This window comes from Micromonospora sp. NPDC049374 (genome assembly GCF_040677165.1).
In the GTDB taxonomy this organism is placed as follows: Bacteria; Actinomycetota; Actinomycetes; order Mycobacteriales; family Micromonosporaceae; genus Micromonospora.
On the sequence record NZ_JBFAQH010000002.1, the window covers coordinates 336760 to 362313 of the forward strand.

The 25554-nt window shown below is 72.1% G+C and carries 27 protein-coding genes; 21 read left to right on the plus strand and 6 right to left on the minus strand.

The annotated features are described in order from the left end of the window. Positions 1–309, minus strand: coding sequence for a hypothetical protein (locus tag AB0J93_RS04940; protein WP_363918243.1), 309 nt, complete (start codon positions 307–309; stop codon positions 1–3). Between the two features lie 68 nt (positions 310–377). On the opposite strand from AB0J93_RS04940, the gene AB0J93_RS04945 reads away from it, so the two are divergent. From AB0J93_RS04945 to AB0J93_RS04995, 11 genes are all read left to right on the plus strand, one after another. Then, positions 378–1298, plus strand: coding sequence for a proline dehydrogenase family protein (locus tag AB0J93_RS04945; RefSeq protein WP_363918245.1), 921 nt, complete (start codon positions 378–380; stop codon positions 1296–1298). Positions 1299–1388: 90 nt separating this feature from the next. Beyond that, positions 1389–2189, plus strand: coding sequence for an alpha/beta hydrolase (locus tag AB0J93_RS04950; protein ID WP_363918247.1), 801 nt, complete (start codon positions 1389–1391; stop codon positions 2187–2189). Beyond that, the gene (locus AB0J93_RS04955; RefSeq protein ID WP_363918249.1) at positions 2182–2769 is read left to right on the plus strand and encodes a WHG domain-containing protein; all 588 of its coding nucleotides are present in this window, start codon (positions 2182–2184) and stop codon (positions 2767–2769) included. Before AB0J93_RS04950 ends, AB0J93_RS04955 begins: the two co-directional genes overlap by 8 nt. Before the next feature lie 71 nt (positions 2770–2840). Next, on the plus strand, positions 2841–4286 hold the full coding sequence (locus tag AB0J93_RS04960) for a hypothetical protein (RefSeq protein ID WP_363918251.1): 1446 nt from the start codon (positions 2841–2843) through the stop codon (positions 4284–4286). Between the two features lie 42 nt (positions 4287–4328). Then, positions 4329–5714, plus strand: coding sequence for an HlyD family efflux transporter periplasmic adaptor subunit (locus tag AB0J93_RS04965; RefSeq protein ID WP_363918253.1), 1386 nt, complete (start codon positions 4329–4331; stop codon positions 5712–5714). Next, positions 5711–6421, plus strand: coding sequence for an ABC transporter ATP-binding protein (locus AB0J93_RS04970; protein ID WP_363918255.1), 711 nt, complete (start codon positions 5711–5713; stop codon positions 6419–6421). The genes AB0J93_RS04965 and AB0J93_RS04970 overlap by 4 nt, the downstream gene beginning before the upstream one ends. Continuing rightward, entirely contained in the window at positions 6418–7602 is a 1185-nt protein-coding gene (locus AB0J93_RS04975) for an ABC transporter permease (protein ID WP_363918257.1), read from the plus strand. The genes AB0J93_RS04970 and AB0J93_RS04975 overlap by 4 nt, the downstream gene beginning before the upstream one ends. 226 nt (positions 7603–7828) lie before the next feature. Next, a complete protein-coding gene (locus tag AB0J93_RS04980; RefSeq protein WP_007465625.1) occupies positions 7829–8038 on the plus strand; it encodes a helix-turn-helix domain-containing protein in 210 nt (69 codons plus the stop codon). 221 nt (positions 8039–8259) lie between these two features. Further along, on the plus strand, positions 8260–8361 hold the full coding sequence (locus AB0J93_RS04985) for an AURKAIP1/COX24 domain-containing protein (RefSeq protein WP_007465623.1): 102 nt from the start codon (positions 8260–8262) through the stop codon (positions 8359–8361). A gap of 117 nt (positions 8362–8478) precedes the next feature. Then, positions 8479–9552, plus strand: coding sequence for an NAD-dependent epimerase/dehydratase family protein (locus AB0J93_RS04990; protein ID WP_363918259.1), 1074 nt, complete (start codon positions 8479–8481; stop codon positions 9550–9552). A gap of 164 nt (positions 9553–9716) precedes the next feature. After that, the gene (locus AB0J93_RS04995) at positions 9717–10526 is read left to right on the plus strand and encodes a lysophospholipid acyltransferase family protein (protein WP_363918570.1); all 810 of its coding nucleotides are present in this window, start codon (positions 9717–9719) and stop codon (positions 10524–10526) included. A 78-nt stretch (positions 10527–10604) separates the two neighbouring features. Here AB0J93_RS04995 and AB0J93_RS05000 read toward each other — a convergent pair whose 3' ends face one another. From AB0J93_RS05000 to AB0J93_RS05010, 3 genes are all read right to left on the minus strand, one after another. Continuing rightward, positions 10605–11465 carry a DUF5667 domain-containing protein gene (locus tag AB0J93_RS05000; protein ID WP_363918261.1) on the minus strand — a complete coding sequence of 287 codons (861 nt, stop codon included), beginning with the start codon at positions 11463–11465 and terminating at the stop codon, positions 10605–10607. Positions 11466–11747: 282 nt separating this feature from the next. After that, positions 11748–12695 (minus strand): ECF subfamily RNA polymerase sigma factor, BldN family, encoded by a 948-nt coding sequence (locus AB0J93_RS05005; protein ID WP_363918263.1) that lies wholly within the window; start codon positions 12693–12695, stop codon positions 11748–11750. After that, entirely contained in the window at positions 12692–12838 is a 147-nt protein-coding gene (locus tag AB0J93_RS05010; RefSeq protein ID WP_363918265.1) for a hypothetical protein, read from the minus strand. The genes AB0J93_RS05005 and AB0J93_RS05010 overlap by 4 nt, the downstream gene beginning before the upstream one ends. 463 nt (positions 12839–13301) lie before the next feature. Here AB0J93_RS05010 and AB0J93_RS05015 point away from each other — a divergent pair, with 463 nt between their 5' ends. From AB0J93_RS05015 to AB0J93_RS05055, 9 genes are all read left to right on the plus strand, one after another. Beyond that, complete coding sequence (locus AB0J93_RS05015; RefSeq protein ID WP_363918267.1) at positions 13302–14882, plus strand: AMP-binding protein; 1581 nt, start codon at positions 13302–13304, stop codon at positions 14880–14882. Next, a complete protein-coding gene (locus tag AB0J93_RS05020) occupies positions 14875–15126 on the plus strand; it encodes a glutaredoxin family protein (protein ID WP_093403479.1) in 252 nt (83 codons plus the stop codon). The genes AB0J93_RS05015 and AB0J93_RS05020 overlap by 8 nt, the downstream gene beginning before the upstream one ends. A gap of 38 nt (positions 15127–15164) precedes the next feature. Further along, positions 15165–15827 (plus strand): HAD hydrolase-like protein, encoded by a 663-nt coding sequence (locus AB0J93_RS05025; RefSeq protein ID WP_363918269.1) that lies wholly within the window; start codon positions 15165–15167, stop codon positions 15825–15827. A gap of 343 nt (positions 15828–16170) precedes the next feature. Then, positions 16171–16941 carry a redox-sensing transcriptional repressor Rex gene (locus AB0J93_RS05030; protein WP_093403720.1) on the plus strand — a complete coding sequence of 257 codons (771 nt, stop codon included), beginning with the start codon at positions 16171–16173 and terminating at the stop codon, positions 16939–16941. Continuing rightward, positions 16938–18266, plus strand: a complete 1329-nt coding sequence (locus AB0J93_RS05035; RefSeq protein ID WP_363918271.1) for a glutamyl-tRNA reductase — start codon at positions 16938–16940, stop codon at positions 18264–18266. Before AB0J93_RS05030 ends, AB0J93_RS05035 begins: the two co-directional genes overlap by 4 nt. Next, positions 18263–19234 carry a hydroxymethylbilane synthase gene (gene hemC, locus AB0J93_RS05040; protein WP_363918273.1) on the plus strand — a complete coding sequence of 324 codons (972 nt, stop codon included), beginning with the start codon at positions 18263–18265 and terminating at the stop codon, positions 19232–19234. Before AB0J93_RS05035 ends, hemC begins: the two co-directional genes overlap by 4 nt. After that, a complete protein-coding gene (locus AB0J93_RS05045) occupies positions 19231–20811 on the plus strand; it encodes a uroporphyrinogen-III synthase (protein WP_093403485.1) in 1581 nt (526 codons plus the stop codon). The genes hemC and AB0J93_RS05045 overlap by 4 nt, the downstream gene beginning before the upstream one ends. Positions 20812–20846: 35 nt before the next feature. Beyond that, positions 20847–21830 (plus strand): porphobilinogen synthase, encoded by a 984-nt coding sequence (hemB, locus tag AB0J93_RS05050; protein ID WP_363918275.1) that lies wholly within the window; start codon positions 20847–20849, stop codon positions 21828–21830. A gap of 482 nt (positions 21831–22312) precedes the next feature. Then, complete coding sequence (locus AB0J93_RS05055) at positions 22313–22819, plus strand: helix-turn-helix transcriptional regulator (protein ID WP_363918277.1); 507 nt, start codon at positions 22313–22315, stop codon at positions 22817–22819. Between the two features lie 19 nt (positions 22820–22838). Here the strand turns inward: AB0J93_RS05055 and AB0J93_RS05060 are convergent, their stop codons facing one another. After that, entirely contained in the window at positions 22839–23855 is a 1017-nt protein-coding gene (locus AB0J93_RS05060; protein ID WP_363918572.1) for a GNAT family N-acetyltransferase, read from the minus strand. Between the two features lie 72 nt (positions 23856–23927). After that, positions 23928–25202 (minus strand): lytic murein transglycosylase, encoded by a 1275-nt coding sequence (locus AB0J93_RS05065; protein WP_363918279.1) that lies wholly within the window; start codon positions 25200–25202, stop codon positions 23928–23930. Between the two features lie 56 nt (positions 25203–25258). Here AB0J93_RS05065 and AB0J93_RS05070 point away from each other — a divergent pair, with 56 nt between their 5' ends. After that, the gene (locus tag AB0J93_RS05070) at positions 25259–25477 is read left to right on the plus strand and encodes a zinc ribbon domain-containing protein (protein ID WP_164448458.1); all 219 of its coding nucleotides are present in this window, start codon (positions 25259–25261) and stop codon (positions 25475–25477) included. Positions 25478–25554 lie beyond the last annotated feature (77 nt).

Genomic DNA, 25554 nt, shown 5'->3' on the forward strand with positions numbered 1-25554 from the left:
TCAGCCGCCGCAGGAGGCGAGGTGGGTGCCGAAGCCGCCGCGTTCGGGCACGGCCGAGCCGACCGGCTCGGGCGCGGCACGGCCGACGCCGGTCTCGGCAGCGGGCGCGGGCACCCGCAGCGCCAGGGCCACGGTTTCGCCGCCACCGGTCGGGCCGAGGGCGCAGTCGTCATCGTCGTCGTCGGAGGTCATGTTGCAGCCGGAGAGGGCGAGCGCCAGGGCGGTGAGCGCGCCGAGCTGCACGGAGGCCGATCGAAGTCGGCGGCGGGGGCGTTGTTCCACGACATGGTTGTAACCGATGAACGCCATCCCGTCCGCCCCGGGCCCGGGGTGACGGGGAACGTACCTGGCGGTCGGGTGGGCGTTACGCTCGGCTCATGCTCCGTTCCGTCATCCTCGCTGCCTCCCGGTCATCCCGGGTCGAGCGGCTCGTCGCGACGGCCCCGTTCTCCCGGGACCTCGTTGGCCGGTTCGTCGCCGGCGCCAAGACCGACGACGCGTTGCGCGCGACCCGCGAACTCGTCGACGACGGTCTCGCGGTCACCCTCGACAATCTCGGCGAGGACACCGTCACCGGTGAACAGGCCAGCGCCACCCGGGACGAGTACCTCACGCTGCTGCGGATGCTCGCCGAGGCGAAGTTGACGCCCGCCGCCGAGGTGAGTGTGAAGCTCTCCGCGCTCGGCCAGGCGTTCGACGAGCAACTCGCCTATGACAACGCCCGGGCGATCTGCGCCGCCGCCGAGGCGGCGGGCACCACGGTCACCCTCGACATGGAGGACCACACCACCACCGACTCGACCCTGGACATCCTGACCAAGCTCCGTAAGGACCACCCGTCCACCGGCGCGGTGCTGCAGGCTTACCTGCGGCGGACCGAGTCCGACTGCCGCGAGTTGGCGTCGGCCGGATCGCGGGTGCGGCTGTGCAAGGGCGCGTACCGGGAGCCGGAGTCGGTGGCCTACCAGTCGGCCCGCGAGGTCGACAAGTCGTACGTCCGGTGCCTCAACATCCTGATGTCCGGCGACGGCTATCCGATGCTGGCCACCCACGATCCGCGCCTGATCGCCATCGGTGAGGACCGGGCACGCTGGTTCGACCGTGACCCCGACCGCTTCGAGTTCCAGATGCTCTACGGCATCCGGCCGGAGGAGCAGGCCCGCCTGGTCGGCGAGGGCTTCACGGTGCGTACCTATGTGCCGTACGGCGACGACTGGTACGGCTATCTGATGCGCCGTCTCGCCGAGCGCCCCGCCAACCTGGCCTTCTTCGCCCGCGCGCTCGCCTCGAAGAAGTAACCCCGTCCGCACCCGTACCGCCGATCGAGCCGGTCGGCGGTACGCGGCACGCCCTTGACCGCACAGGCTAATGCCATTAGCCTGATGGCTATGACAACTAGCTTGGTCGAGCGTGCCGGCGGTCGGATCGCGTACGAGGTGCACGGGCAGGGGCCGCTGGTGGTGCTCTCGCACGGCATGGGGGAGAACCGCCACTCCTACCGGCATCTGATCCCGTTGCTGGTGGCGGCGGGCTACCGGGTTGCCTCGGTCGACGTACGCGGGCACGGCGATTCCAGCGCCGACTGGCCGTCGTACGCCCCGGTGGAGGTGGGTGGCGACCTGCTCGCGGTGGTTCGCGACCTCGGTGGCGGTCCGGCCGTCCTGGTGGGCAACTCGTCCAGCGGCGCGGCGGTGGTCTTCGCCGCCGCCGACGCGCCGGCCCTGGTCAACGGCATCGTGCTGGTCGGCGCGTTCGTCAACCAGCCGAAGCTCAACCCCTTCCTGCGGCTGGCGCAGCCCGTGGTGCTGCGCAGTCCACGGCTGTTCGGCCTGTTCCACCGCACGCTCTTTCCCGTGCACCGTCCGGCCGATGACGCGGAGTACCGCAGGCAGCTGGTGACGGCGCTGCGTCGCCCCGGCCGGATGGTGCCCGTGCGGGGCGTGATCCACCCGGTGCCGCCGCACTGGACCGCCCGCGCCCCGCAGGTGCGCCAGCCGGTGCTGGTACTGATGGGCACGAAGGACCCCGACTTCCCCGACCCGGGTGCCGAGGCGCGCGCCGCCCGCCGGCTCTTTCCGGTCGCCGAGGCGCGGATGCTCACCGACGCCGGGCACTACCCGCACGCCGACCGTCCGGAGGCGATGGCGAACGAGTTGATCGGCTTCCTCGCGGCGGCCAACCGTGCCTAGGGCGGGGCTCAACGCGCAGGTCGTGGTGCGCGAGGCGGCCCGGCTCGTCGACGAGGTCGGATATCACCGGCTCACCCTGGCCGCGCTGGCGAACCGGCTCGGCGTGGCACTGCCCAGCCTCTACAAGCACGTCAAGGGCGCCGAGGCGCTCGCGCAGCAACTGTCCGCGCTGGCCACCGCCGAGATCGCCGACGAGATGACCACCGCCGCCGCCGGCCGCAGCGGCGAGGACGCTCTGCGGGCCGTCGCCGCCGCCTACCGCTCGTACGCCCGGCGGCACCCCGGCCGCTATCCGGCCACCCAGCGGGTACCGGATCCGGCCGACCCGGCACACCTGGCCGCCGGGGAGCGGGCGGTCGGCGTCGTCTACGCCATCCTGCGGGGGTACGGCATCGACGGCGCCGCCGCGGTGGACGGGGTCCGGATGTTCCGCGCGGCCGTGCACGGTTTCGTCGCACTGGAGGCGGCCGGCGACTTCGGGCTGCCCCGTGAACTCGACCGTTCCTTCGACCAGATGATCGCCGCGCTGGGCGTCGCGTTCTCGTCCTGGCCCGCCTCGGGGGAGCCCGGCTCGGGCTGACCTGGCGGACGGCAGCGACATCCGGTCGATCGCCCTTTCGCTGCCGACGCCGGAAGCCGTACCCTTCGCCGGTGAATTACGGGGGCCCTGCGGGCGACGACCACTCGATGCCGGCGTCCGAGACGACGCATCCACCGATGGCGGCGGCACCCGCTGACGTTCCGGCACCCGTCGACGTTCCGGCACCCGTCGACGTTCCGGCACCCGTCGACGTTCCGGCACCCGCGAGCCGACCTCGGCGGCGGTGGCCACTGTGGGCGGCACTAGGTGCCGTGCTGCTGACGCTGAGCGGCGGCATACCGGTGGTGCTGCTGACCGGCGCGCTGTCCCACGTGGAGGTCGGTGAGCCGGCCACGGCCGCCTCCCCGACGGAGAACCCGACCACAGTCGCCGCCCGGCAGGTCGCCGAACGGATCACCGCGCAGCTCGACAAGCAGTCCGCCGCACTGCTCAGTGGCGACCGGTCCGGGTTCCTGGGGATCGCGGCCCCCGCCGCCCGGGGCGACCTGCGCCAACGGTTCGCCGCGCTGCGGGCGCTGCGGGTGACCCGCTGGGAGGCCCGGCCGAGCAGCCTGCCCATGACGGCCGGCAAGGCCGGCGAGTGGCGGCTGGCAGTCGAGTTCCAGTACTGCTTCGTGACGCCGGACTGCCGGCCCAGCCCACTGATCGTCGAGACCCGGTGGCGCGACGGGGCCGAGCCCCGGATGCTCGCCATCGGTAGGTCGAAGCCCGCACCGACCGTCGGTGACCGGGCCAACGGGCAGCCGGGCAGCCTGCCCTGGGAGGTCAGCGCGCTGGCCACCAAGACGGGTAAGCGCACGATCGTCGCCGTTCCTCCGGCGCACCGGAACCGCCTGCCGGGCCTGCTGAAGCGGGCCGAAGCCGCGGCGAAGGTGGCCGACGAGTACGTGGTGGGCGGCACGAAACCGGACCGATACCGGATCTTCTACGCCGGAACGAAGGAGTGGAAGCGCTGGTACGGCGGAGACCATCCGGAGTGGAGCGCCGGGTACGCGGTGAATGTCGGTGGGGGGCACTACGAGCTGGTGCTCGCGCCCGACAGTTTCGACTACGGCCCCGGCCTCGACGAGGTGCTCCGGCACGAGTTGGCCCACGCCGCCACGTTGCCCGAGAAACGGGACTACTCGGACGAGTCCAGCTGGTGGCTGGTCGAGGGTCTGGCGGAACTCGCGGCGGTCGACGGCCAGCCCATCGCCCGGTACGCCGGACTGAGCGACACCCGGCGGCTGGTCAAGGGGGACTGGGACGGCAAGCTCGACACGATCGCCCCGGACGAGGACACCACGGACAAGGCGGTGACCGGCAGCTACGGGATCGCGTACCTCGCCGCCCGCTACTTCCTTGAGCGCTTCGGTGAGGAACGCCTGCTGGCCTTCGCCAAGGTCGTACTGCACGACCGCCGGATTCCGCGGCAGACCGCCGAGGAGATCTTCGACGAGCCCTGGTCCGACCTGCACAAGGAGTGTGTCGCGTACATCCGCGCGGCCGTGCGCTGACCTGGTGCCCTGACCGGGGCGACATCGACAGGGGCTCGTAGCATGTGTCGCGTGCGCCGCTCCGACTCGCCGCGGCTGCCAGCCACGCGGCTTCGCCTGCTCACCGTCCTGCTCGCCGTTACCGTACTGACCCTCACCACCGCCGCCTCCTGTGGTGGCGACGAGCCGTCGATCACGCTCGCCGCTGCGGCCCGGGCCGCCGTGGCTGAGGAGATCGACGCCCCGGCGACGGTCGTCGCCCGGGCGGCGGCCACCCTGACCGCTCCGGCCGACGGCACGCTGTCCCGGCTCCGGGTGAAGCCGGGGCAGCGGGTCAAGCGGGGCCAGGTGCTCGCCGTGATCAGCTCACCGTCGGCCCGGGAACGGCTCCGTCAGGCGCGCACCGCGCTGGCCGCCGCGAAGCGCGCCGGCGGCGGGGGCGGCGGCAACCTCGCCGGTTCCCTGCGCGGTACCGACCGCGCCGCCGACGAGACGCACGCCGCCGCCCGTGCCGCGGCGGCGAAGATCAGCGATCCGGAGCTGCGGAAGGCGCTGCTCACCCAGGTCGAGGCGGCACAGCGCCGGTACGACTCGGCGGCCCGGGCCGCCGACCGCGCGGTACGGGAGGTGCAACGCGGTGTCCGCAACCTGAACTCCGCCGTCAGCGCGCTCGCCACCGCCCAGCGACTTCAGGCCCAGCAGGCGTACGACCTGGCCAAGGCGACCGTCGACGCGTTGACCCTGCGCGCGCCGATCGCCGGGGTGGTGCAACCGGGCGGCGTCAACACCGGCGGTGGCTCGGCGGGGGCGCTCGCCGGCCTGCTGGAGTCGGGCGGAATGCCGACGGGGACCGGCGCGGAGGCACTCGGCGCGCCGGCCGGCCCGCCGCCGGGCGTGGACACCGCGGTACCGGTGGGTGGTCGGGTCACCGCCGGTACCCCGGTGCTTACCGTGGTGGACACCCGCGAGCTGGGTCTGCTCGCCGAGGTCGACGAGACGGACGTGCTGCTGGTCCGGCCCGGGCTCACCGGGACCGTCGAGCTGGACGCCGTCACCGGTGCCAGCTACGCGGCCACGGTCCGCTCGATCGACGTACTGCCCACCACGTCGGCCCGGGGTGGGGTGAGCTACCGGGTACGACTCTCCCTCGGCCCCGGCAGCTTCGGTGAGGCCGAGCCGGCACCCACCCCGCGTCCCGGGATGAACGCGGTGCTGCGGCTGCGGGTCCGGGAGGAGGCGGACGCGGTGACCGTGCCCGCGTCGGCGGTCTTCTCGGTCGACGGTCGGGACACCGTCTGGCTGGTCCGCGACGGCCGCGCCGACCGGGCGGTGGTCACCGTCGGCGTACAGGGTCAGGACCTGGTGCAGATCGTCGACGGGGTGCAGGCCGGCGACCGGATCGTGATCCGGGGCACCGACCAGGTCCGCGAGGGCCAGGAGATCGGGTGAGCCGGGAGCCGGCGATCGAGGCGTTCGACGTGTCCCGGACGTACGAGTTGGACGGGGTCTCCGTGCCCGCCCTGCGGGGTGTGTCGTTGACCGTCGCAGCCGGCGACTACGTGGCGCTGACCGGGCCCTCCGGGTCCGGCAAGTCCACGCTCATGCACCTGCTCGGCGGCTTGGACCAGCCCAGCGGCGGCCGGCTGGTGATCGGTGGTCGGGAGGTGGGCAGCCTCTCCGCGCCGGAACTGGCCCGGCTGCGCAACGAGACCATCGGTTTCGTGTTCCAGGCGTTCCACCTGCTGCCGCGTACCTCCGCGGTGGACAACGTGGCACTGCCGCTGGTGTACCGGGGCGTGGGCGCGCGCCAGCGGCGTGAGCGCGCCGCCGCGATGCTCGGGCGGGTCGGCCTGGGGCACCGGCTGCACCACCGGCCCAACCAGCTTTCCGGCGGTGAGCAGCAGCGGGTCGCGATCGCCCGGGCGCTGGTCACGAACCCGACGGTGCTGCTGGCCGACGAGCCGACCGGCAACCTGGACAGCACCACCGGCGCCGCCGTGGTGGAACTGCTGGAACGGCTCAACGTCGAGTCCGGGGTGGCGCTGGTGATGGTCACCCACGACGCGGAGGTGGCGGCCCGGGCCCGGCGACGGGTCGCGATGCGGGACGGCGTGGTCGTCGCCGACAGCGCGGCGGACGGCGGGGCCGGCGCGTGAGGTTGGCCGAGGCGTGGCGGGTGGCGTGGGACGCGCTGCGGGCGAACCGGATGCGCAGCGCCCTGACCATGCTCGGGGTGGTCATCGGGGTGGCCTCCGTGGTGTTGCTGGTGGCCATCGGCACCGGCACCAAGCAGCGGGTGGAACAGCAGGTGGAAGGGCTCGGCTCCAACCTGCTGCTGGTCGTGCCGGGGCGACTGGACGTGGGCAGCGCACCGGCGCTCTCCCCGCTCACCCTCCAGGACGTGGACGCCGTCGGCCGGGTGGTCGGTGATCCGAGCCGGGTGGCCGTGACGGTCGCCTCCGGTGCGACCGTGCGGGCCGGTAACCGGGAGGACTTCACCACCGTCCAGGGGGTGTTGGAGACGACCCCCACGGTCTTCGCCCGGGAACTGGCCCGGGGGCGTTACCTGACCCGTTCCGACGTGGACACCGGCCGGCGGGTAGCGGTGCTCGGCGACTCGGTGGCCCGGTCCCTCTTCCCGGACCGGGAGGCGGTCGGCCAGCAGATCAACGTGGCCGGCGTCCGCTTCCGGGTGATCGGCGTCTTCGTCCCGCTCGGGCAGAGCCTCGGCGTCGACCGGGACGACGAGGTGCACGTACCGGTGACGGCGGCGCAACGGCTCTACGGCACCCAGCGGGTCGACGCCATCGCGGTGAAGGCTCCGGACCGGGAACGGATCGACGAACTGGGCGAGCGGATCGTGGCCGAGCTGAACGGTCGACACCCGGGTACCGAGTTCAGTGCCGTCACGCAGGAGCAGATCCTCGGTGTGCTGGGCGACATCCTCGGCATCCTGACCGGCGTACTGGCCGCCATCGCGGGCATCTCGCTGCTGGTCGGTGGGGTTGGCGTCTCCAACATCATGCTCGTCTCGGTCCGGGAGCGGACCCGGGAGATCGGGCTGCGCAAGGCGGTCGGCGCCCGTCCCCGGGACATCGGCGTGCAGTTCCTGCTGGAGGCGGTGCTGCTGACCTCCGTCGGTGGACTCACCGGGATGGCCCTCGGGGTGGGCGGCGCGCTGCTGGTGGCCGCCCTCTCACCCATCCCGGCGGCGGTGACCTGGTGGTCGCTGGCACTGGCGTTCGGCGTCTCGGCGGCGGTCGGCATCGTTTTCGGGGTGGTACCCGCGCAGCGGGCCGGTCGACTCGACCCGGTGGTGGCCCTGCGCACCGAGTGACATCTCCGATACCCGCGGCCGAGGTTGATCGTTGCCGAAATCCCGGGTACGGCACCCGACCAGGGGTTTTTCGCCGCCAGGCCGGAACCGATCCATGATCAGTTGCAGGAAGGGATCGCGCCGGTCACAGCCGTCCCGCTACCGTACTGGTAACACGCGCGTCGCCGGCCGCGCGGGAGGACCCGTGTGGCGGCACGCGCCGGGCATGGGATGGGTCGGGTGAGCCATGGCCGGGTCGCAGTCCGACGGTCGGCTGTCGGAGGTCAAGTTCCTGACCGTCGCCGAGGTGGCGACGGTCATGCGGGTGTCGAAGATGACGGTTTACCGCCTGGTGCACAGCGGTGAGCTGACCGCCGTGCGGGTGGGCAGGTCATTCCGGGTGCCGGAGCACGCGGTGCACGAGTACCTGCGCGGCGCCTTCCAGGAGACCGCCTGACCCTGGCGCGGCCGGGTCGCGCGGACCCGGTCGAACGGGCATCGAGCGGGGGCGCGTTGGTCCTGCTGACGCAGTCCCGCTACGCTGGACTCCGATCGTGACCGCTGGTGCGCCCCGCCGCCCACCCCGCCGGTCCGATCCCTGTCCGCAAGCGGTCGCTGACGCCACGGGTTCGTGGTGTCCTCCCGGTCGCGCCGCACGTTGCATCGAAAGGCTGTCGTATGGGCTCGGTGGTCAAGAAGCGCCGCAAGCGCATGGCTAAGAAGAAGCACCGCAAGCTGCTGCGTAAGACCCGCGTCCAGCGTCGCCGTCTCGGCAAGTGACCGACGCCGGGCCTGGTCCCGGCGTCCGTCCCTCGCCAACTGTCGACCCTCGGAGGCTCAGGTGATCAGGCCGTGGCTGCCCCGGCTCGGTCCCACCTGCCGGGGTAGGTGCGAGACATGACCCCCGGTGGCTCCCAGAGCCCTCCGGGGGTCGTCGTCGTGACCGGGGTCAGTCGCTATCTCGGCGCGCACGTCGCGGCCCGGCTCGCCGCCGACCCGGGGATCGACCGGGTCATCGGCATCGACCTACCGGAGCCGGGGGCCGAGATCGACGCACTGCTCGACCGGGTGGAGCGGATCCGGGTCGACGTCGGCTCGGTGGGTAGCCTCCTCGCCGACCTCGACGTGGACACCGTGGTGCATCTGGCCCTGGTCAGCTCTCCGGATCCGCAGCACGGCGGCCGGATGGCGATGAAGGAGCAGAACGTCATCGGCACCATGCAGCTGCTCGCCGCGTGCCAGCGAGCACCACGGCTGCGCAAGATCGTGATTCGCTCCTCCACCGCGGCGTACGGTGCCTCGTTCCGTGATCCTGCCGTCTTCACCGAAGAGACCGAGCCGCGCGAGGTACCGCGGGGCGGCTTCGGTCGCGACATCCTCGACATCGAGGGGTACGTCCGAGGCTTCCGCCGCCGACGCGGTGACGTCACCGCCACCGTGCTGCGCTTCGCACCGTTCATCGGCTCGACGGCGGACACCACGCTCACCCGCTACTTCGCGCAACCGGTGGTGCCGACCATCTTCGGTCGGGACGCCCGGTTGCAGTTCCTGCATTTCGAGGACGCGCTGGAGGTGTTGCGCCGGTCGGTGGTCGAAGACCATCCCGGCACCTTCAATGTCGCAGGACCGGGGGTGCTGGCGCTGTCCCAGGCGATCCGCCGAGCCGGGCGGGTCGCCGTGCCGGTGCTGGAGCCGGGCCTGTCCGGTGCCGTCGCGCTCGCCCGGGTGATGGGTTTCGGCCGCTACGGCCTCGACCAGGTCGACCTCTTCGTGCACGGCCGGGTGGTGGACATCTCCCGGCTGGAACGGGAGTTCGCCTTCACACCCCGGTCGACCGCTGCCGCCTTCGATGACTTCATCCGGGCGCACCACGGGCGTGCCGTGGTGACCCGGGCCCAGTTGGCCGCCGCCGAGCAGTTGGTGCTGGACCACATCCGGCAGGTTCGCGCCGCCGTCCGGGAGCGGTCGTGACCGAGCCCGAGAAACGGCATGACGAGGGGCGCCTCGACGACCGGTACGCGGTGCCGGCGCCGGTGCGCCCCGACGCGGACCCGGCGCGGCGGAACGGGCACCGCCCGGCCGTACCGGACCAGGCGGGCGCGGGTGACGTCTGGGACCGCCGGGTCGCCACCGGCCTGGCCTTCCTACGGCGACGGCTGGCCGGCGACTACGAGGTGGACGAGTTCGGTTTCGACCGGGACCTGACCGCGGCGGTCTTCCATCCGCTGCTGCGCCGGCTCTACCGCGACTGGTTCCGCACCGACGTCACCGGCCTGGAGAACGTACCCACGGATGGGGCGGGGCTGATCGTCGGCAACCACTCCGGCACCGTGGCCCTGGACGCGTTGATCCTCTCCACCGCGCTGCACCACGAGCATCCCGACCACCGCTACCTGCGGCTGCTCGGTGCGGACCTGGTCTTCCGGATGCCGGTGGTCTCCGAGATCGCCCGCAAGACCGGCGGCACGATGGCCTGCAACCCGGACGCCGAGCGGCTCATGCGCAACGGCGAACTGGTGGGTGTCTTCCCGGAGGGCTTCAAGGGCGTCGGCAAGCTGTACGCGGAACGCTACAAGCTGCAACGCTTCGGGCGGGGCGGCTTCGTCTCGGCGGCGCTGCGCACCGGCACCGCGATCATCCCGGTGGCGATCGTCGGCGGCGAGGAGATCTACCCGATGCTCGCCGACATCAAGCCACTGGCCCGGCTGCTCAAGCTTCCCTATTTTCCCGTGACACCGACCTTCCCCTGGCTCGGGCCGCTGGGCATGGTGCCGTTGCCGAGCAAGTGGCTGATCGAGTTCTGCCCGCCGATCCCGACCGCCCACCTGATGGATTCCGCAGACGATCCGCTGGTCGTGTTCAACCTCGCCGACCAGGTACGGGAGACCATTCAGCAGACCCTGCACCAGTTGCTGGAGCGCCGGCCCGACCCGTTCGGTCCCTGACCGGTCGCACGGGTGACCGGCTGCCGGGCGCGCCTGACGAGACGGACCGATTCCCGGCAGGCTCGCAGTGCCCGGCGGTCAGGAGCAGACGGCGGGGATCGGGCCCAGGGTGTCGCTGGTGACGGTGAGCGCCCCGCCACAGGCGATGGCGGCGCGCATGGCGTCGGCCCGCTCGGCGACAGACTCCAGCAGAGCCAGTGATTCGCTGGTGCGTACCCGGTCGATCCGGGAGCCCCGACCCTCCAGCGCGCTCAGCGAACGCCGCTGGTCGGTGAGGAATGCGTCGACCGCGGCCAGCGCCGCGGGATCCGAGCGTTGGGCGGCCGCCCCGGTGAGCACGCGTACGCCCTGTCGGGTGTCCGCGTCCATGTCGTCCAACACGGCGCTGTACCCGCTCGGGTTGCCCCGCAACGTGGCCGCCTCGGCCAGTCGGGTGCGGGCGAAGTCGAGGAAGAGCTGACCCCGGCTGATGTCGGAGCTGGTGAGTGCGAGTTGCGCCCGTTCGGTGCCCCGCTTCATCCCGTACAGCGCGTCACCGGGCACCGCGTTCTCACTGGCCGCCGAGATGCCGGAAACGGCCACCGCACCGGCGGCGATGCCGATCAGAATCGCACCGCGGGCGCGGGCCCGGCGGGCGGTCACCGCGGGTAGTAGCGACCCACGGCTGGAAGCCGCCTTCTCGGCCGGCCGGGCCGCGGCAGGCGTCCCGACACCCTCGCGAGTGGCGGTGGCCAGCAACATCGCCCGCAGGCCGGTGCGGAATTCCGGGTCGACCTCGGCGGCCGGCGGGTTGGCGCCGAGGTGCCGGCCGAGCGTCACGAGCGGCGCGAGCCGGTCGTCGTCCCTGGATCGCACGTGATGACGTCGGCCGCCGTTGGCTTCGTCGAGAAGCTGCGCGAAGCGCTCGGCGCGCCGACGGGAGAAGAGGGCGTTGTCCACCGTGGCACCTCCTCTCGCTGGTCACGGCCGGTCGGCCGCGTTCACCGCCAGCGACCGATGACCTCGTGACATCACGGCGAAGGGCCGTCGTCGGCTCCGTCGCAGATCATCCGGAGGACCCCGTGGGTTCCCGACCTGTCACCGGTCGCACCCGGAGAAACGCGCCGTGCCGGGGGCGGGTTACGGCCCGGCCGGCGCCGAAATTACGCAAAGTGATCGCTGTCAGGTCATGGGAGCCCGGAGCGGGCGGGGCTGGGCGGCCATCGTCGCGGTACGGGGAGATCACGGCTGGAAGCCGTCCGGGAGCAGCCGGGCCAGGGCCCGGACCGCTCGGTACTGCAATGCCTTGATCGCGCCCTCGTTCTTGCCCATCGCCCGTGCGGTCTCGGCCACCGAGAAGCCCTGGAGAAAGCGGAGCACGATGCACTCCTGCTGCTCGGGGTTGAGGCGTTTCACCGCGCTGAGCAGGGCGACGTTTGTGATGTGCTCCACCACCGCCGCCTCCGGGCTGCCCTCCGGTCCTCGATCCTCCCGATCGGCGTCGAGGACATCGCCGGTGGTCACCTCCAGCCGGTACCGGCCGGACTTGAAGTGGTCGGCGACCAGGTTGCGCGCGATGGTGACCAGCCAGGCCCCGAGGTCGCGGCCCTGCCAGGTGAAGCTACCGATCCGCTTGAGGGCGCGCAGGAAGGTGTCCGAGGTGAGGTCCTCGGCGAGTTGTCGATTGCCGACCCGGAAGTAGACGAAGCGGAACACGGTGTCCACGTAACGGTCGTAGATCAGCCCGAACGCCTCGGATTCACCCGCCTGGGCACGTTCGACGAGGGCCCAGACCTCGGTCGCCGGGTCGGACGGATCCGGGCGGCTCGGGAATCCGGTCGAGGTGCCGGTCGTCTCCGGCACCGCCGGCAGGACCGCCGTCTCGGTGGTGGACACCTCGGTGACCGGTGCGTCCCCACTGCGCCGAGCCTGGGCCGGCATCGTCGGGCGGTTCGGGGAGACGACCCGCCCGCCGGCGGCTTTGGCGTTCCCCCCGGGTACGGGTGGTCGATGTGGCGGTTCGTTCTGATGGGGCCGGCTGCCCACCCGACGCACGGTGCCGTCGCCCCGGACGGTGAGGTTGGCCGACGCGTCGGGTGCGCCGTGCGCGCCGCCGCGTTCGTTCATCGGAGTGCGGGCGGCCGGATTGGTCAGGCCGACCGGACGCTCGGCGAAACCGAAGGTCGTCATCGCGCCGCCTCCGTTCCGCCGGTGGCCGCCGGGCTGGCGACGACCGGCCGACCGGTCGTTGCCCCGTCGGGCAGGGTGGCTCCGGGGTGTGCCGGCGGGCGGCAGATCCCCTTGAGGTGCTGGTCCAATGCGCTCAACGGCACGGGGGCCTCCTCGGGCTGAGGGGTGTCGACTCACGGCAAATGGGGTGAGCCGACCCGAGTGATGATAGGGCCAACGTCACCCGCGCGTGGCAAGTCCGTTACACAGGGCCGAAGTATTTCCCGACGTGTCGCCGACCTGGCGGACCGGTTGTCCGTCGGGTGTGGTTGACAACTGGCGGTCCGGCTGATCCCCAGTGGAGTCCATGTTCGTCCTGGTGAGGGGGCCGAATCGATGGTGGGCGCCCCGGACCGGTGCAGGGCAGTGCCGGAACCGGACCGGGACACCTGAGGTGCGTTGCCGTCCCGGCTGTACCGCACCGTCGGTGACGTGGTCGGGTTCCGTGTACGGGACTCGACGTGCCCTGGTGGACGGTTGGCGCGTTCATCCCGGTGCGGCGAGTGGCGGCGGCCGGTGTCTCGCGGGCGTGGCCGTGCGGATCGGGCTGTGCCAGACTCAGCCACCGTGCAGGATCCTGACTCAGTTTCCGGTCCCAACCTCGCCGACCGTCTCCGCCGGGCGGCGGAGTTGCAGGCCGGCAAGCCCGCACTGCACTGGCAGGATCGGACGATCACCTGGTCCGAACTGGACGAGGCGGTGAGCGGTGCGGCCCGGGCACTGGCCGACGCGCTGCCGGGGGTCGACGCGACCCGGCCGGGCGCGCGGGTCGCCGTGGCGCTGCCCAACGTGCCGGATTTCGTGATCAGCCTGCTCGGTGCGCTGCGGGCTGGCATGACGGCGGTACCGGTGAATCCCGGCCTGACCGCGCGCGAGCTACAGCACGTCCTGGCGGACTCGGGAGCTTCGGTGCTGATCGCTACCGAGCGGATCCGGGCTCTGGTCGGGGAGCTGAACCTGCCCGCGCTGGTGGCGGTGCACACCAGCGCGCCGACGGCCGGTGGCGACCAGAGGTTCCCGGTCCGGAGTGCCGACGACCTGGCGGTGCTGCTCTACACCTCGGGCACCTCGGGCTGGCCGAAGGGCGCCATGCTCTCGCACGGGGCGTTGGCGGCCAACCACGAACAGGTCGGCCGGATCGAGCCACCGGTGGTCGGGCCGGACGACACGGTGCTGCTGGCCCTGCCGCTGTTCCACGCCTACGGGCTGAACGCCGGGCTGGGCGCGGTGATCCACCACGGTGCGACCGGAGTGCTCGTCGACGATCCGGGCTCCGAGGCGGCGCTCGCCGAGATCGCCCGGCACCGGGTGAGCGTGCTGGTGGGCGTACCGTCGATGGTGCAGACCTGGTCCCGGGCGGACGCCGACAGCCTCGCCGCGGCGATGGCCGCGGTGCGGATCGTGGTCAGCGGCGCGGCGCCGCTGGAGCCGGCCGACGCGGCGCGCTTCACCGAGGCCGCCGGTCGCCCGGTGCACGTTGGGTACGGCCTGACCGAGACCGCGCCGGTGCTCACCTCGACCCTGGTAGGCGGCGAACCCAGGCCCGGATCGATCGGCCGCCCATTGCCCGGCGTGCAGGTGCGGCTGATCGGGGCGGACGGCACGGAGCTGTGGCGCGACGGGGTCGCCGCGCCCGACGACGACCCGGACGAGATGGACCTCACCGACCCGGCCGCGGGCACCGATCCGGGTCAACTCGTGGTCCGCGGCGCCAATCTGTTCTCCGGGTACTGGCCGGACGGCGCGGGCGGACCGGACGCCGACGGCTGGTGGGCGACCGGCGACATCGCGTACGCCGATGCCGATGGCGACCTCTTCCTGGTCGACCGGGTCGGTGAGCTGATCCTGGTCAACGGTTTCAACGTGTACCCCCACGAGGTGGAGCTGGTGTTGTCGGCGCATCCGGCGGTGGCGGAGTCCGCCGTAGTGGGCGTGCCGCACCCGAGGACCGGGGAGACTGTCCGGGCGTACGTGGTGCCGGTACCGCAGGCCGCGGTGGCCGGTACCGAGCTGATCGCCCACTGCACGCGTAATCTGGCCAGATTCAAGTGCCCGACCGAGGTCGAGTTCGTCGACGTGCTACCGCGCTCGGTGATCGGGAAGGTACGCAAGACCCTGCTCGGTACGACGGAGGAGACCGATGCGTGAACCCCGCCTGACGCTGATCACCCGCCCCGGCTGTCACCTCTGCGAGGACGCCAAGGCGGCGCTCGACCGGGTGGTCGCGGTCACCGGCGACCGGTGGACCGAACGGGACGTCAGCGGTGACGTGGAGCTGGAACGTGAGTACGGCGACCGGCTGCCGGTGGTGCTGCTCGACGGCCGGGAGCACGGCTACTGGCGAGTCGAGGAGGAACGGCTGCTGCGGGACCTGACCACCCCGCAGCTCTGAGACCCTCGCACCATCGCGGTGCCGGATAGGGTGCGGCGATGACCCCTGCGAGCCCTCATCTGGTGTGGGACTGGAACGGCACCCTGCTCAACGACCTCAGCCTCGTGGTGGCCTGCACCAACGCGGTGTTCGCCAGCGAGGGCGGGCCGAGCGTCAGCCCGGACGAGCACCGGGTCCGGTTCCGCCGGCCGATCGCCGACTACTACGCGGAGGTCCTCGGCCGAGCGGTGGACGACGACGCCTTCGGTCGGCTGGACAAGATCTTCCACGACGCGTACCGGGTGGGTCTGACCACCTGTGAGCTGGCGCACGACGCCGTGGACGCGATGGCGGCCTGGCCGGGCAGCCAGTCCCTGTTGTCGATGTGGTTTCACGACGAGTTGGTACCCACCGTCGAGACGTACGGTCTGACCGGCCGGTTCGCCCGGGTCGACGGGCTGCGGGCGCAGGTGGGCGGCGACCGCAAGGCAGAGTCACTGGCGCGGCATCTCGACGCCCTGGGTGTCGATGGCCGGTCGGTGGTGCTGATCGGCGACTCGCTTGACGACGCCGACGCGGCGCTTTCCGTAGGTGCCCGCGCCGTCCTCTACACCGGCGGTTTCACCGACCGCTCCCGACTGCTCGCCGCCGGCCACCCCGTCGCCGACACCCTCACCGAGGCCGTGACCCTCGCCACCAATCCCCCCGTCCCACCGCGCTGATCATGAAGTTGTTGCGCGCAAAATCGGCGTGTCGGGGCGATAACTTCATGATCGGCCAATTGGAATGGGAGCCGAGGGCTGCGTGTGATTGGTCAGGGAAGTCGGGATTGAGCGATAATCGTGCGGGTGCTCATGGCGAGGTGGTGATCGATCTTGTGGGATGGAGGGGCCGGTGGGGGCGCGGGCCGTGCCAGCAAGATCGCGATTTGTGCACGTCTTCACAAGCGCCTACTCTGTAGTTCCGACGCGCCCTGCTAGCACAGCCGGCAACATCGGTCGCCAGCGGGAGTCCCGAAACGGCCGGCCGGTGGAGCTGGTCGAGGATCGCACCGCACGGAGTCTCATGAGTCAGCACCGTCACCCTGGCGCGCCCGGTCGCGCAGGTGCCGTACCGGCGCTCCCGGATCTGCCGGAGGCGACGGTGGCCCGGCTCCCCGAATATCTCCGTGCCCTGCACAACCTCGCCGAAACCGGTCACGAGACGGTTTCCAGTGAGGGATTGGCAAACGCCGCCGGGGTGAACTCGGCCAAGCTCCGCAAGGACCTTTCCCAGCTCGGCTCGTACGGCACCCGGGGCGTCGGCTACGACGTCGGGCTGCTGATCGACCAGATCGAGTACGTGCTCGGGCTCACCCAGCGCCGGGCCGTCGCCCTGGTCGGGGTGGGTAACCTCGGTCACGCCTTGGCCGGCTACGACGGCTTCGCCAGCCGCGGGTTCCGGATCGCCGCCCTCTTCGACGCCGACCAGGAGCGGGTCGGCGAGGAGATCAACGGCCTGGTCGTACAGCACATCGACGAACTGCCCCGGGTGGCCGCCGAGGAATCCATCGCGATCGGTGTCATCGCCACCCCGGCCACCGCCGCACAACGGGTGGCGGATCAGTTGGTCGCGGTCGGTGTGACGAGCATCCTGAACTTCGCACCGTGCGTACTCTCGGTCCCCGAAGGGGTCGACGTGCGAAAGGTCGACCTGGCCATCGAGTTGCAGATCCTGTCGTTCCACGAGCACCGCAAGGCATCCCTGACCGCGCTTCCCGCCGCCGGTGGGTCCGCCCTCACCGCCCTGCCCGGTGGTCTCGCGGTCACCGAGAGCCAGGAGGCGATCGGCACGTGAAACTCCTCGTCGTGGGCGCGTCCTACCGCACCGCACCGGTCGCCACCCTGGAACGACTCGCGGTGTCACCCAGCGGGCTCGACCGCACCCTGGGGCGCCTGGTCGCGCAGCCGTACGTGAGTGAGGCCGTCCTCGTCTCCACCTGCAACCGGGTGGAGGTCTACGCGGCGGTGTCCGGCTTCCACGGCGGCCTCGGCGACATCTGCGCCGTCCTCGCCGAGCAGGCGGGCTGTCAGCCGGCCGCGCTGGCGAACCATCTCTACGTGCACTACGACGCGGCCGCGGTGGATCACGTCTTCCGGGTCGCCGCCGGCCTGGACTCGATGGTGATCGGCGAGGCGCAGATCCTCGGGCAGCTCCGTGACGCCTACCACTGGGCCAGTGCGGCCGACACCGCCGGGCGGCTGCTGCACGAGCTGATGCAGCAGGCGCTGCGGGTCGGCAAGCGGGCCCACTCGGAGACCGGCATCGACCGCGCCGGCCAGAGCGTGGTCACCGCCGCACTTGGGCTCGCCGCCGGTCACCTCGACGACGACCTCACCGGCCGTCCCGCGCTGATCGTCGGTGCCGGGGCGATGGGCTCGCTGGGCGTGGCGACGCTGTCCCGGCTCGGCGCCGGCCCGCTGACCGTGACGAACCGGAGCACCGACCGCGCCGTCCGGTTGGCCGAGTCGTACGGTGCCGGTGCGCGACCGATGGCCGAGCTGGCCGACACGCTCGGCACGGTGGACATCGTGGTGGCCGCCACCGCCTCCCCCGAGCCGGTCCTCACCCGCGAGGTGGTCGCCGCTGCGGCTGCCGACCGCGCCGCCGGACGTGGCCCGCTGGTCCTGCTCGACCTCGCGGTACCGCGAGACGTCGGCCCCGGCGTCGCCGAGCTGCCCGGCGTCGAGGTGATCGACATCGATCGGATGGCCGCGCTGCTCGCCGACGGTCCGGTCGCCGCGGACGCCGCCGCCGTCGAGCGGATCGTGGCCGGCGAGGTCGAGTCCTTCCTCAGCTGGCTGCGTGGTGCCGACGTGGCACCGACCGTCGCCGCGCTGCGCGGCCGGGCCGACGACGTGGTCACCGCCGAGCTGCGCCGGCTCGCGCAACGCCGTCCCGACCTCAGCGACGACCAGCGCGCCGAGGTGGCCCGTACCGTGCACCGAGTGGTCCAACGGCTACTGCACCAGCCGACCGTCCGGGTCCGTCAGCTCGCCGCCGAACCCGGCGGTGACCAGTACACGGCCCTGCTGCGGGAACTGTTCGATCTCCAGGTCCCGCAGACCTCGCCGGTGGACACCGTGCCAGACATCACCCCACCCACCGGAGGCGAGCGATGAACGAGGCCCCGCTGCGCCTCGGTACCCGGGGCAGCAAGCTGGCGATGGCCCAGTCGGGGCACGTCGCCAAGGCGCTGACGGCCCGTACCGGACGCCCCGTCGAACTGATCGAGGTGGTGACCGCCGGTGACCGGTCCAGCGCGCCGGTGCACCGGCTCGGGGTCGGCGTGTTCGTCTCCGCGCTGCGTGACGCACTGGTCGCCGGGACGATCGACTTCGCGGTCCACTCGTACAAGGACCTGCCCACCGCGACCGCGGCGGGGCTGCACATCGCCGCGGTGCCGGCACGCCAGGATCCGCGCGACGCGCTGATCGCCCGCGACGGCAGGACTCTCGCCGAACTCCGTCCCGGCGCGGTCGTCGGCACCGGCGCGCTGCGCCGGATCGCCCAGCTGCACGCGCTGGGCATGCCACTGTCGGTCACCCCGATCCGGGGCAACATCGACACCCGGCTGGCCCGGGTGCTGGGCCCGGAGGCCGACCTGGACGCCGTCGTCCTGGCCCGAGCGGGCCTGGCCCGCATCGACCGGAGCGACGTCATCACCGAGACGCTCGACCCGATGCTGATGCTGCCGGCACCCGCCCAGGGTGCCCTGGCGGTCGAGTGCCGGGTCGACGACCCGGATCTGGTCGAACTGCTCGCCCTGCTCGACCATGCGCCGTCCCGCGCCGCGGTCACCGCGGAACGGGCGATGCTGGCCACCCTGGAGGCCGGATGCTCCGCTCCGGTCGCCGCCCACGCCGAACTCGCGGAAGGCGAGAACGGCGATGAGATCTACCTGCGCGGGGCGGTGATCAGCCCGGACGGCACCCATGAGGTCCGGCTGTCCCGCACCGGTACGCCCGCCGATGCGGCGGAGATCGGTAAGGCACTCGCCGCCGAACTCCTCGACCTCGGCGCCGACTCGATCCTCGGCCCGCAAGGACACGACGGCCCGGGGACCCAGCAATTTGGGAGCACAGAATGACCCGCACCCGTAAGCCCGTAGGCCGTATCGCGTTCGTCGGGGCAGGACCCGGCGACCCGGGCCTGCTGACCCGCCGGGCGCACGACGCCCTGGTCGACGCCGACCAGGTGGTGTACGACCGGGGAGTCCCCGAGTCGCTGCTCGACGTCGTCCGGGCCGAGGCCAGCTCCGACGCCCAGTTCACCCCGGCCGAGGGCGCGCCGGGCGACGTGGCCAAGATCCTGATCTCGGCGGCCCGCTCCGGGCAGAACGCGGTGCACCTGGTGGCCGGCGACCCGTTCGGCCACGACTCGGTGGTCAAGGAGGTGCAGGCGGTGGCGCGTACCGCCGCGCACTTCGAGGTGGTTCCCGGAGTCGGTCAGGCCGAGGGGGTGGCCACCTATGCGGGTGTGCCGCTGCCGGGCGTACGCACCGCCGCCGACGTCGAGGACGTCAGTGCCCTGGACTTCGACGCGCTGGCCGCGGCCGTGCAGCGCGGCTCGCTGGCGTTGGCGGTCGACGCCGGCGATCTGGCCGCGATCCGTGACGGGCTGCTCGCCGCCGGGGTGGACGGCGGCACCGACGTCGGGGTGACCGGGGACGGCACCGGGGAGACGCAGTACACCACCACGTCGACCGTGGACTCCTTCGTCGCGGCGGCACTCGGCTTCACCGGTCGGGTCGTGCTGACCGTCGGCGACGGTGTGGGCCAGCGGGACAAGCTCAGCTGGTGGGAGAACCGCCCGCTGTACGGCTGGAAGGTGCTGGTGCCTCGCACCAAGGAGCAGGCCGGCGCGATGAGCGCCCGGCTGCGTGCGTACGGGGCGATTCCCTGCGAGGTGCCGACCATCGCGGTCGAGCCGCCGCGTACCCCCGCGCAGATGGAGCGGGCGGTCAAGGGCCTGGTCGACGGCAGGTACGCCTGGGTGATCTTCACGTCGGTCAACGCGGTGCGGGCGGTCTGGGAGAAGTTCGCCGAGCACGGCCTGGACGCCCGGCACTTCGGCGGCGTCAAGATCGCCTGTATCGGCGACGCCACCGCCGACGCCGTCCGTGCCTTCGGCATCCAGCCGGAGCTGATCCCCTCCGGTGAGCAGTCCTCCGAGGGGCTGCTGGCCGAGTTCTCGCCGCACGACGAGGTGCTCGATCCGGTCGGCCGGGTGCTGCTGCCGCGTGCCGACATCGCCACCGAGACGCTCGCCGCCGGGCTCACCGAGCGCGGCTGGGAGGTCGACGACGTGACCGCTTACCGGACGGTCCGGGCCGCTCCGCCGCCCGCCGAGATCCGGGACGCGATCAAGTCGGGTGGGTTCGACGCGGTGCTGTTCACCTCGTCCTCCACGGTCCGGAACCTGGTCGGCATCGCCGGCAAGCCGCACACGCGTACCGTTGTCGCTGTCATCGGGCCCAAGACGGCGGAGACCGCGACGGAGTTCGGCCTGCGGGTCGACGTCCAGCCTCCGCACGCGTCGGTGCCCGATCTGGTGGAGGCGCTCGCCGGCTACGCCGTCGAGCTGCGGGAGAAGCTCGCCGCGATGCCGGCGAAGCAGCGTCGCGGTTCGAAGGTGCAGGGGCCGACCGCGCTGAGGTTCCGGTAGCCGTCTCGGCACCGGCTGGTCGTCAGGGAGGGTTCGTGCCGTACCCAGAGATTCGGCCCCGCCGACTGCGCCGCACCGCGGCGATGCGTCGGCTGGTCTCCGAAACCCGCGTCGACCCGGCCGAGCTGGTCGTGCCGATGTTCGTCAAGGAGGGGCTGACCGAGCCGCGCGCCATCGCTTCGCTGCCGGGTGTGCTCCAGCACTCGCGCGACTCGCTGCGCAAGGCGGCGGTGGAGGCGGTGCAGGCCGGCGTCGGCGGGATCATGCTGTTCGGAGTGCCGGCGTCGCGCGACGAACGCGGCTCCGGCGGCATCGACCCGGACGGCATCCTCAACGTCGCGATCCGTGACGTGGTGGCCGAGGTGGGCGACGCCACGGTGGTGATGAGCGATCTCTGCCTGGACGAGTTCACCTCGCACGGGCACTGCGGGCTGCTCACCCCGTCCGGTGAGGTCGACAACGACGCCACCCTCGCCGCCTACGCCGAGATGGCGGTGGCCCAGGCCGCCGCCGGGGTCGGGGTGGTCGGGCCGTCCGGGATGATGGACGGCCAGGTCGGGGTGGTACGCCGGGCGCTCGACGCGGCCGGTCACACCGATGTGGCCGTGCTCGCGTACGCCGTGAAGTACGCCTCGGCCTTCTACGGCCCCTTCCGCGACGCGGTGGAATCGGCGCTGGAGGGGGACCGGCGGACCTACCAGCAGGATCCGGCGAACCTGCGCGAGTCGCTGCGCGAGGTCGCGCTGGACGTCGCCGAGGGTGCCGACCTGGTGATGGTCAAGCCGGCGCTGCCGTACCTCGACGTGGTGGCGGCGGTCCGCGCCGCCGTTGACGTCCCCGTGGCGGCCTACCAGGTCTCCGGCGAGTACGCGATGGTCGAGGCGGCTGCCGCGAACGGCTGGATCGACCGGGAGCGGGTGATGCTGGAAACCCTCACCTCGATCCGCCGCGCCGGTGCCCAGATCATCCTCACCTACTGGGCCGTCGAGGCTGCCCAACTGCTCCGCCAGCGCTACTGACCGGCCGCCCGCACCGCACGCCCGGCTTCGTCCGAGCGCGCCCGGCGACAGCCGGTCGGAGTGCGCCCGACTAGCCGTCACCCTGAGTACCTTCTGTTCCTTCCGCCGACCTACCCCGCACATCCTTTGCTCTGCTTCAACCCACGCACAGCTCGCGGAGAGTAGTTGTAGAGTGCGATGGCGGCGTCGCCGCGCCCTGAGTCATCGCTGGTCACAGCCCTTTGCGTGGATTGAAGCAGAGCAAAGGGCGCGTAGGTGTTATTGGTTGGGGTCGAGGGAACGCCGCCGCCGTCACTCCAAGTGATCGTTGCTGACGGTAGCGGGCCGATCGTCGCCTCCGTGCCCCGGGGTCGCCGGGAGAGCCGCTCCCGGCCGAGCCGACGGCTGCGGGGGTGGCGCGGGCTGTGCGGCGAGGGCGGGTTATCCACAGGCTTTTCCACAGGGGTTGCCGCGCTGGTCTCGGCAGCGGCAAGGTCTGGTGCATGTCCAGCATCTTCGAGCCGCCGGACCTTGGTCCCACGGTGGGGCCGTTTCCAATCGCCGGTCTGGTGCGACGCGCCCGACGGATCGTCGGGCTCAGTCAGCTGCGGATGGCCCGCTTCGCCAAGGTCGCTCCGTCGACCGTCGCGCGCGTCGAGGCCGGCAGCCTGACCCCGAGCCTGGCCGTGCTGGAGCGGCTGCTGGGTGCGGCCGGGCTCTACCTCGTGGTCGTCGACCAGGAGGGGCGGGTCGTGCTGCCGATGGAGGTCTGGGACGACACCCGGGACGGCGCGGAGCGTCGCTACCCGGCGCACCTGAACACCATTCTCGACCCCGAACCGGGCGAATGGTGGGCGGACATCTATGGGCTGGCTCGACCGCCGGAGACCTACCATCGTTCCCGGGCCGACCGGGAGGCGCGGCGGCGTCGCAGTCAGTGGGAGGTGCGGGTGGCCAGGTACCGAAACGTGCCGCCGCCGCCTGACCCGCGTACCTGGTACCAGAACTGACGGCCGAGGAGCCGACCGGTCAGCGGGTCGCGTCGAGGCGGTGGACCAGCTCGGCGACGTCGATGCTGTATTCGCACCAGTCCCGGTCGGTGCGGTAGCCCAACTCGGCGTTGACCTTGAGCATGGCCTCGTTTGCCTGCGCGTTCCAGGTTTGCACCTCGGTCAGCTGCGGCTCGGCCGAGCGCAGCTCCAACAGCATCCGGGCCTTGATCGCCCGGTCGATGCCGTAGCCCCGGTGATCCTGCACCACGATCGTGTCGTACTGGTCGGCGCGGGTCGGGTGCTGAGCCGGCACGACCACCTCGGTCAGACCGGCCACCTCGCCGGTCTGCTCGTGCAGAGCGAGCACGATGTACGGCTTCATGCCCCTTCGGTGCAGGCAGTCGAGGCTGTCCCGGAGCCGCTGCGGATCATACGAACTGGGTCGTAGCTCGCCGTCCTCGATGTCCCGGATCTCGGCCTTGGCCCGCGCGTACGCCTCGATCAGCTCGTCCGGCGGGCCGCCGGGGTGGAATTCGACGCGGTAGCCCGCACCGAGCCCGATGGACATCTCCGCCAACTCGGCCCAGTCGACGCCGGAGAGGTCTAGGACGCTGCGGGTCTCGACGTACTCCCGGCCGAAGCCGAGCGATTCGTAGAAGGCGACGGCAGGAGTGTCGCCGACCACCTCCACCCCGATCGACTCGAAGCCCTCCTGGTAGACGCGGCGGGCCGCGCGCAGGACGAGATCACGGCCCAGGCCACTGCGCCGTACGGTCGGGTGAACCAGGACCTCAAGCACGCCGATGTTGCCGAGCAGCAGCACATGCACCTGACCGAGGATCGCCCCCGGGGTGCCGTCGGCATCCGGATCCTCCTGGGCGATCCAGGAGATCCGCCGTTCGCCCGGCATCACCTCGGCGAGGTACTCCCGCAGGGAACTCTCCCGCCACGGCGGATCCTGCGGGAGATCGGCCGCCAGAACCGCGTTCAGCGTGTCCAGCAGCGACGCGATCTCGGCGGACGACGCGGTCCTGGGGTCCCACTCGCGCACCATCACCCGTCTAGCTTGCCGTTAACCGCAGCCGGGGGGAAGTGTCCAGTTCTCCAATGTATGCGGACGATCACTTCACGTGCGACTGGCCTGTCCGTACCGGTTGGCGGCGTCGAAGACGTCCTGGGCGTACCTTCGGACATCGTTGTACGACAGGATCGCGTTCCACCAGTCACCCGGAATGGTGAGGTTGCGGCCGCCCTTGCACAGGTACATGCCGGCGGCGAGCGCGGCGTCGTGGATGTTGTGCGGGTCCTTGCGACCGTCGTTGTCCGCGTCCGCGCCGATCTCCCCCCAGGTGGTCGGAATGAACTGCATCGGCCCGATCGCCCGGTCGTAGGTGGTGTCGCGGTCCAACTCGCCCCGGTCGGTGTCGGCGATCCGCATCCGGTTGCCCTGACCGTCCAGCGGCAGACCGATGATTTCCGGGACCGCCCGGCCGTCCGCGCCGAGCTGGGCGTTGTTGGCCTGGCCGTGCCGGGACTCGACCAGACCGATCGCGGCCAACGTGGTCCAACTCAGACCGCAGGCGCGATCGGTTTCGGCAAGCACCAGCTCGGCGTAGCCGTACGCCTGCATGGCGATCGGGTCGATGCCGACCTTGGCACCCGTGTCGCGGGCCCAGCCGGCCAGGGCGTCGGACGGGCGTCCACCGGCCGGCCCGGCGGTGCCCGGCGGGGCCACGCCCGGCGGAAGGGTCGCGGTGGGAGGCGGGAACTGCCCCGGTGGCGGTACCGCACCGGACGGCGGCAGGTCGCTGGGCAGCGCGTCGGGCACGTCGGCGGTGGCGTCGGCCGCCACCGGGCGCGGGGCACCGAGGGTGGCGGGCACCAGCAGCGCGCCGGCCGTGGCGGTCGCGGCGACCAGAGCGAGCAGAAACACGCCGGGCAGGGTCAGCCGACCACTGGGTCGGCGCGACCAGTCGCGGGTCGCTCGGGCCGCGGCGCGAGGCCCCGGCAGGCGTACGGCGTGCCCGAAGCGCACCCGGCGACGCCGGGCTACCGGTGCACCGGACTCCGGAGTGGACCCCTCGACAGTGGTCCTCGGCTTCGATCCGGCGTCGGAGACCTCATCCGGCCCGGTCGTGGCGCCGCTCTTCGGGCCGTCCGCCGCAGTGGTGTCGGGCGCGGTGCCGGCGGCTGGGGTGCCGGCGGCTGGGGTGCCGGCGGGCGCGGTGCCGGCGGGCGCGGTGCCGGCCGCCGCGTCGTCGGCCGGCTTGCCGGAACTCAGCCAGGGCCGGCGGGGTCGGGGCAGCCTGGTCGCCGGCCCGTCCGGGCCGGCGCCGGAGTCGGCGCGCGGCGTGGCCGGTCGGAGGGGCCGAAGGGTGGTGCGCTCTTCGCCGTCTGCCACCCGTTGAGTATCACCCATGTCCCCGCCGACGTCAGGTCCGGTCGTAGGCTGATGTCATGCCCCGGTACGAGTTCCGTTGCCGCGCCTGCGGCGCCACCTTCGAGGTCAACCGTCCGATGGCGCGGGCCGGTGAGCCGGCGCCCTGCCCGCAGGGGCACGCCGACACGGTGAAACTGCTTTCCACGGTCGCGGTCACCGGTCGCGGTGGTGGCGGGTCCGGTGCCTCGTCCGCCCCGGCCGGTGGCGGTTGCTGTGGTGGCGGCTGCGGCTGCTGACCGCGCCGGCAACGTTCGTGAATGGGTGGTACGGGTGATGCCGCCCTTGCCCGGACGCCGGGTCCGATGGCACCTTG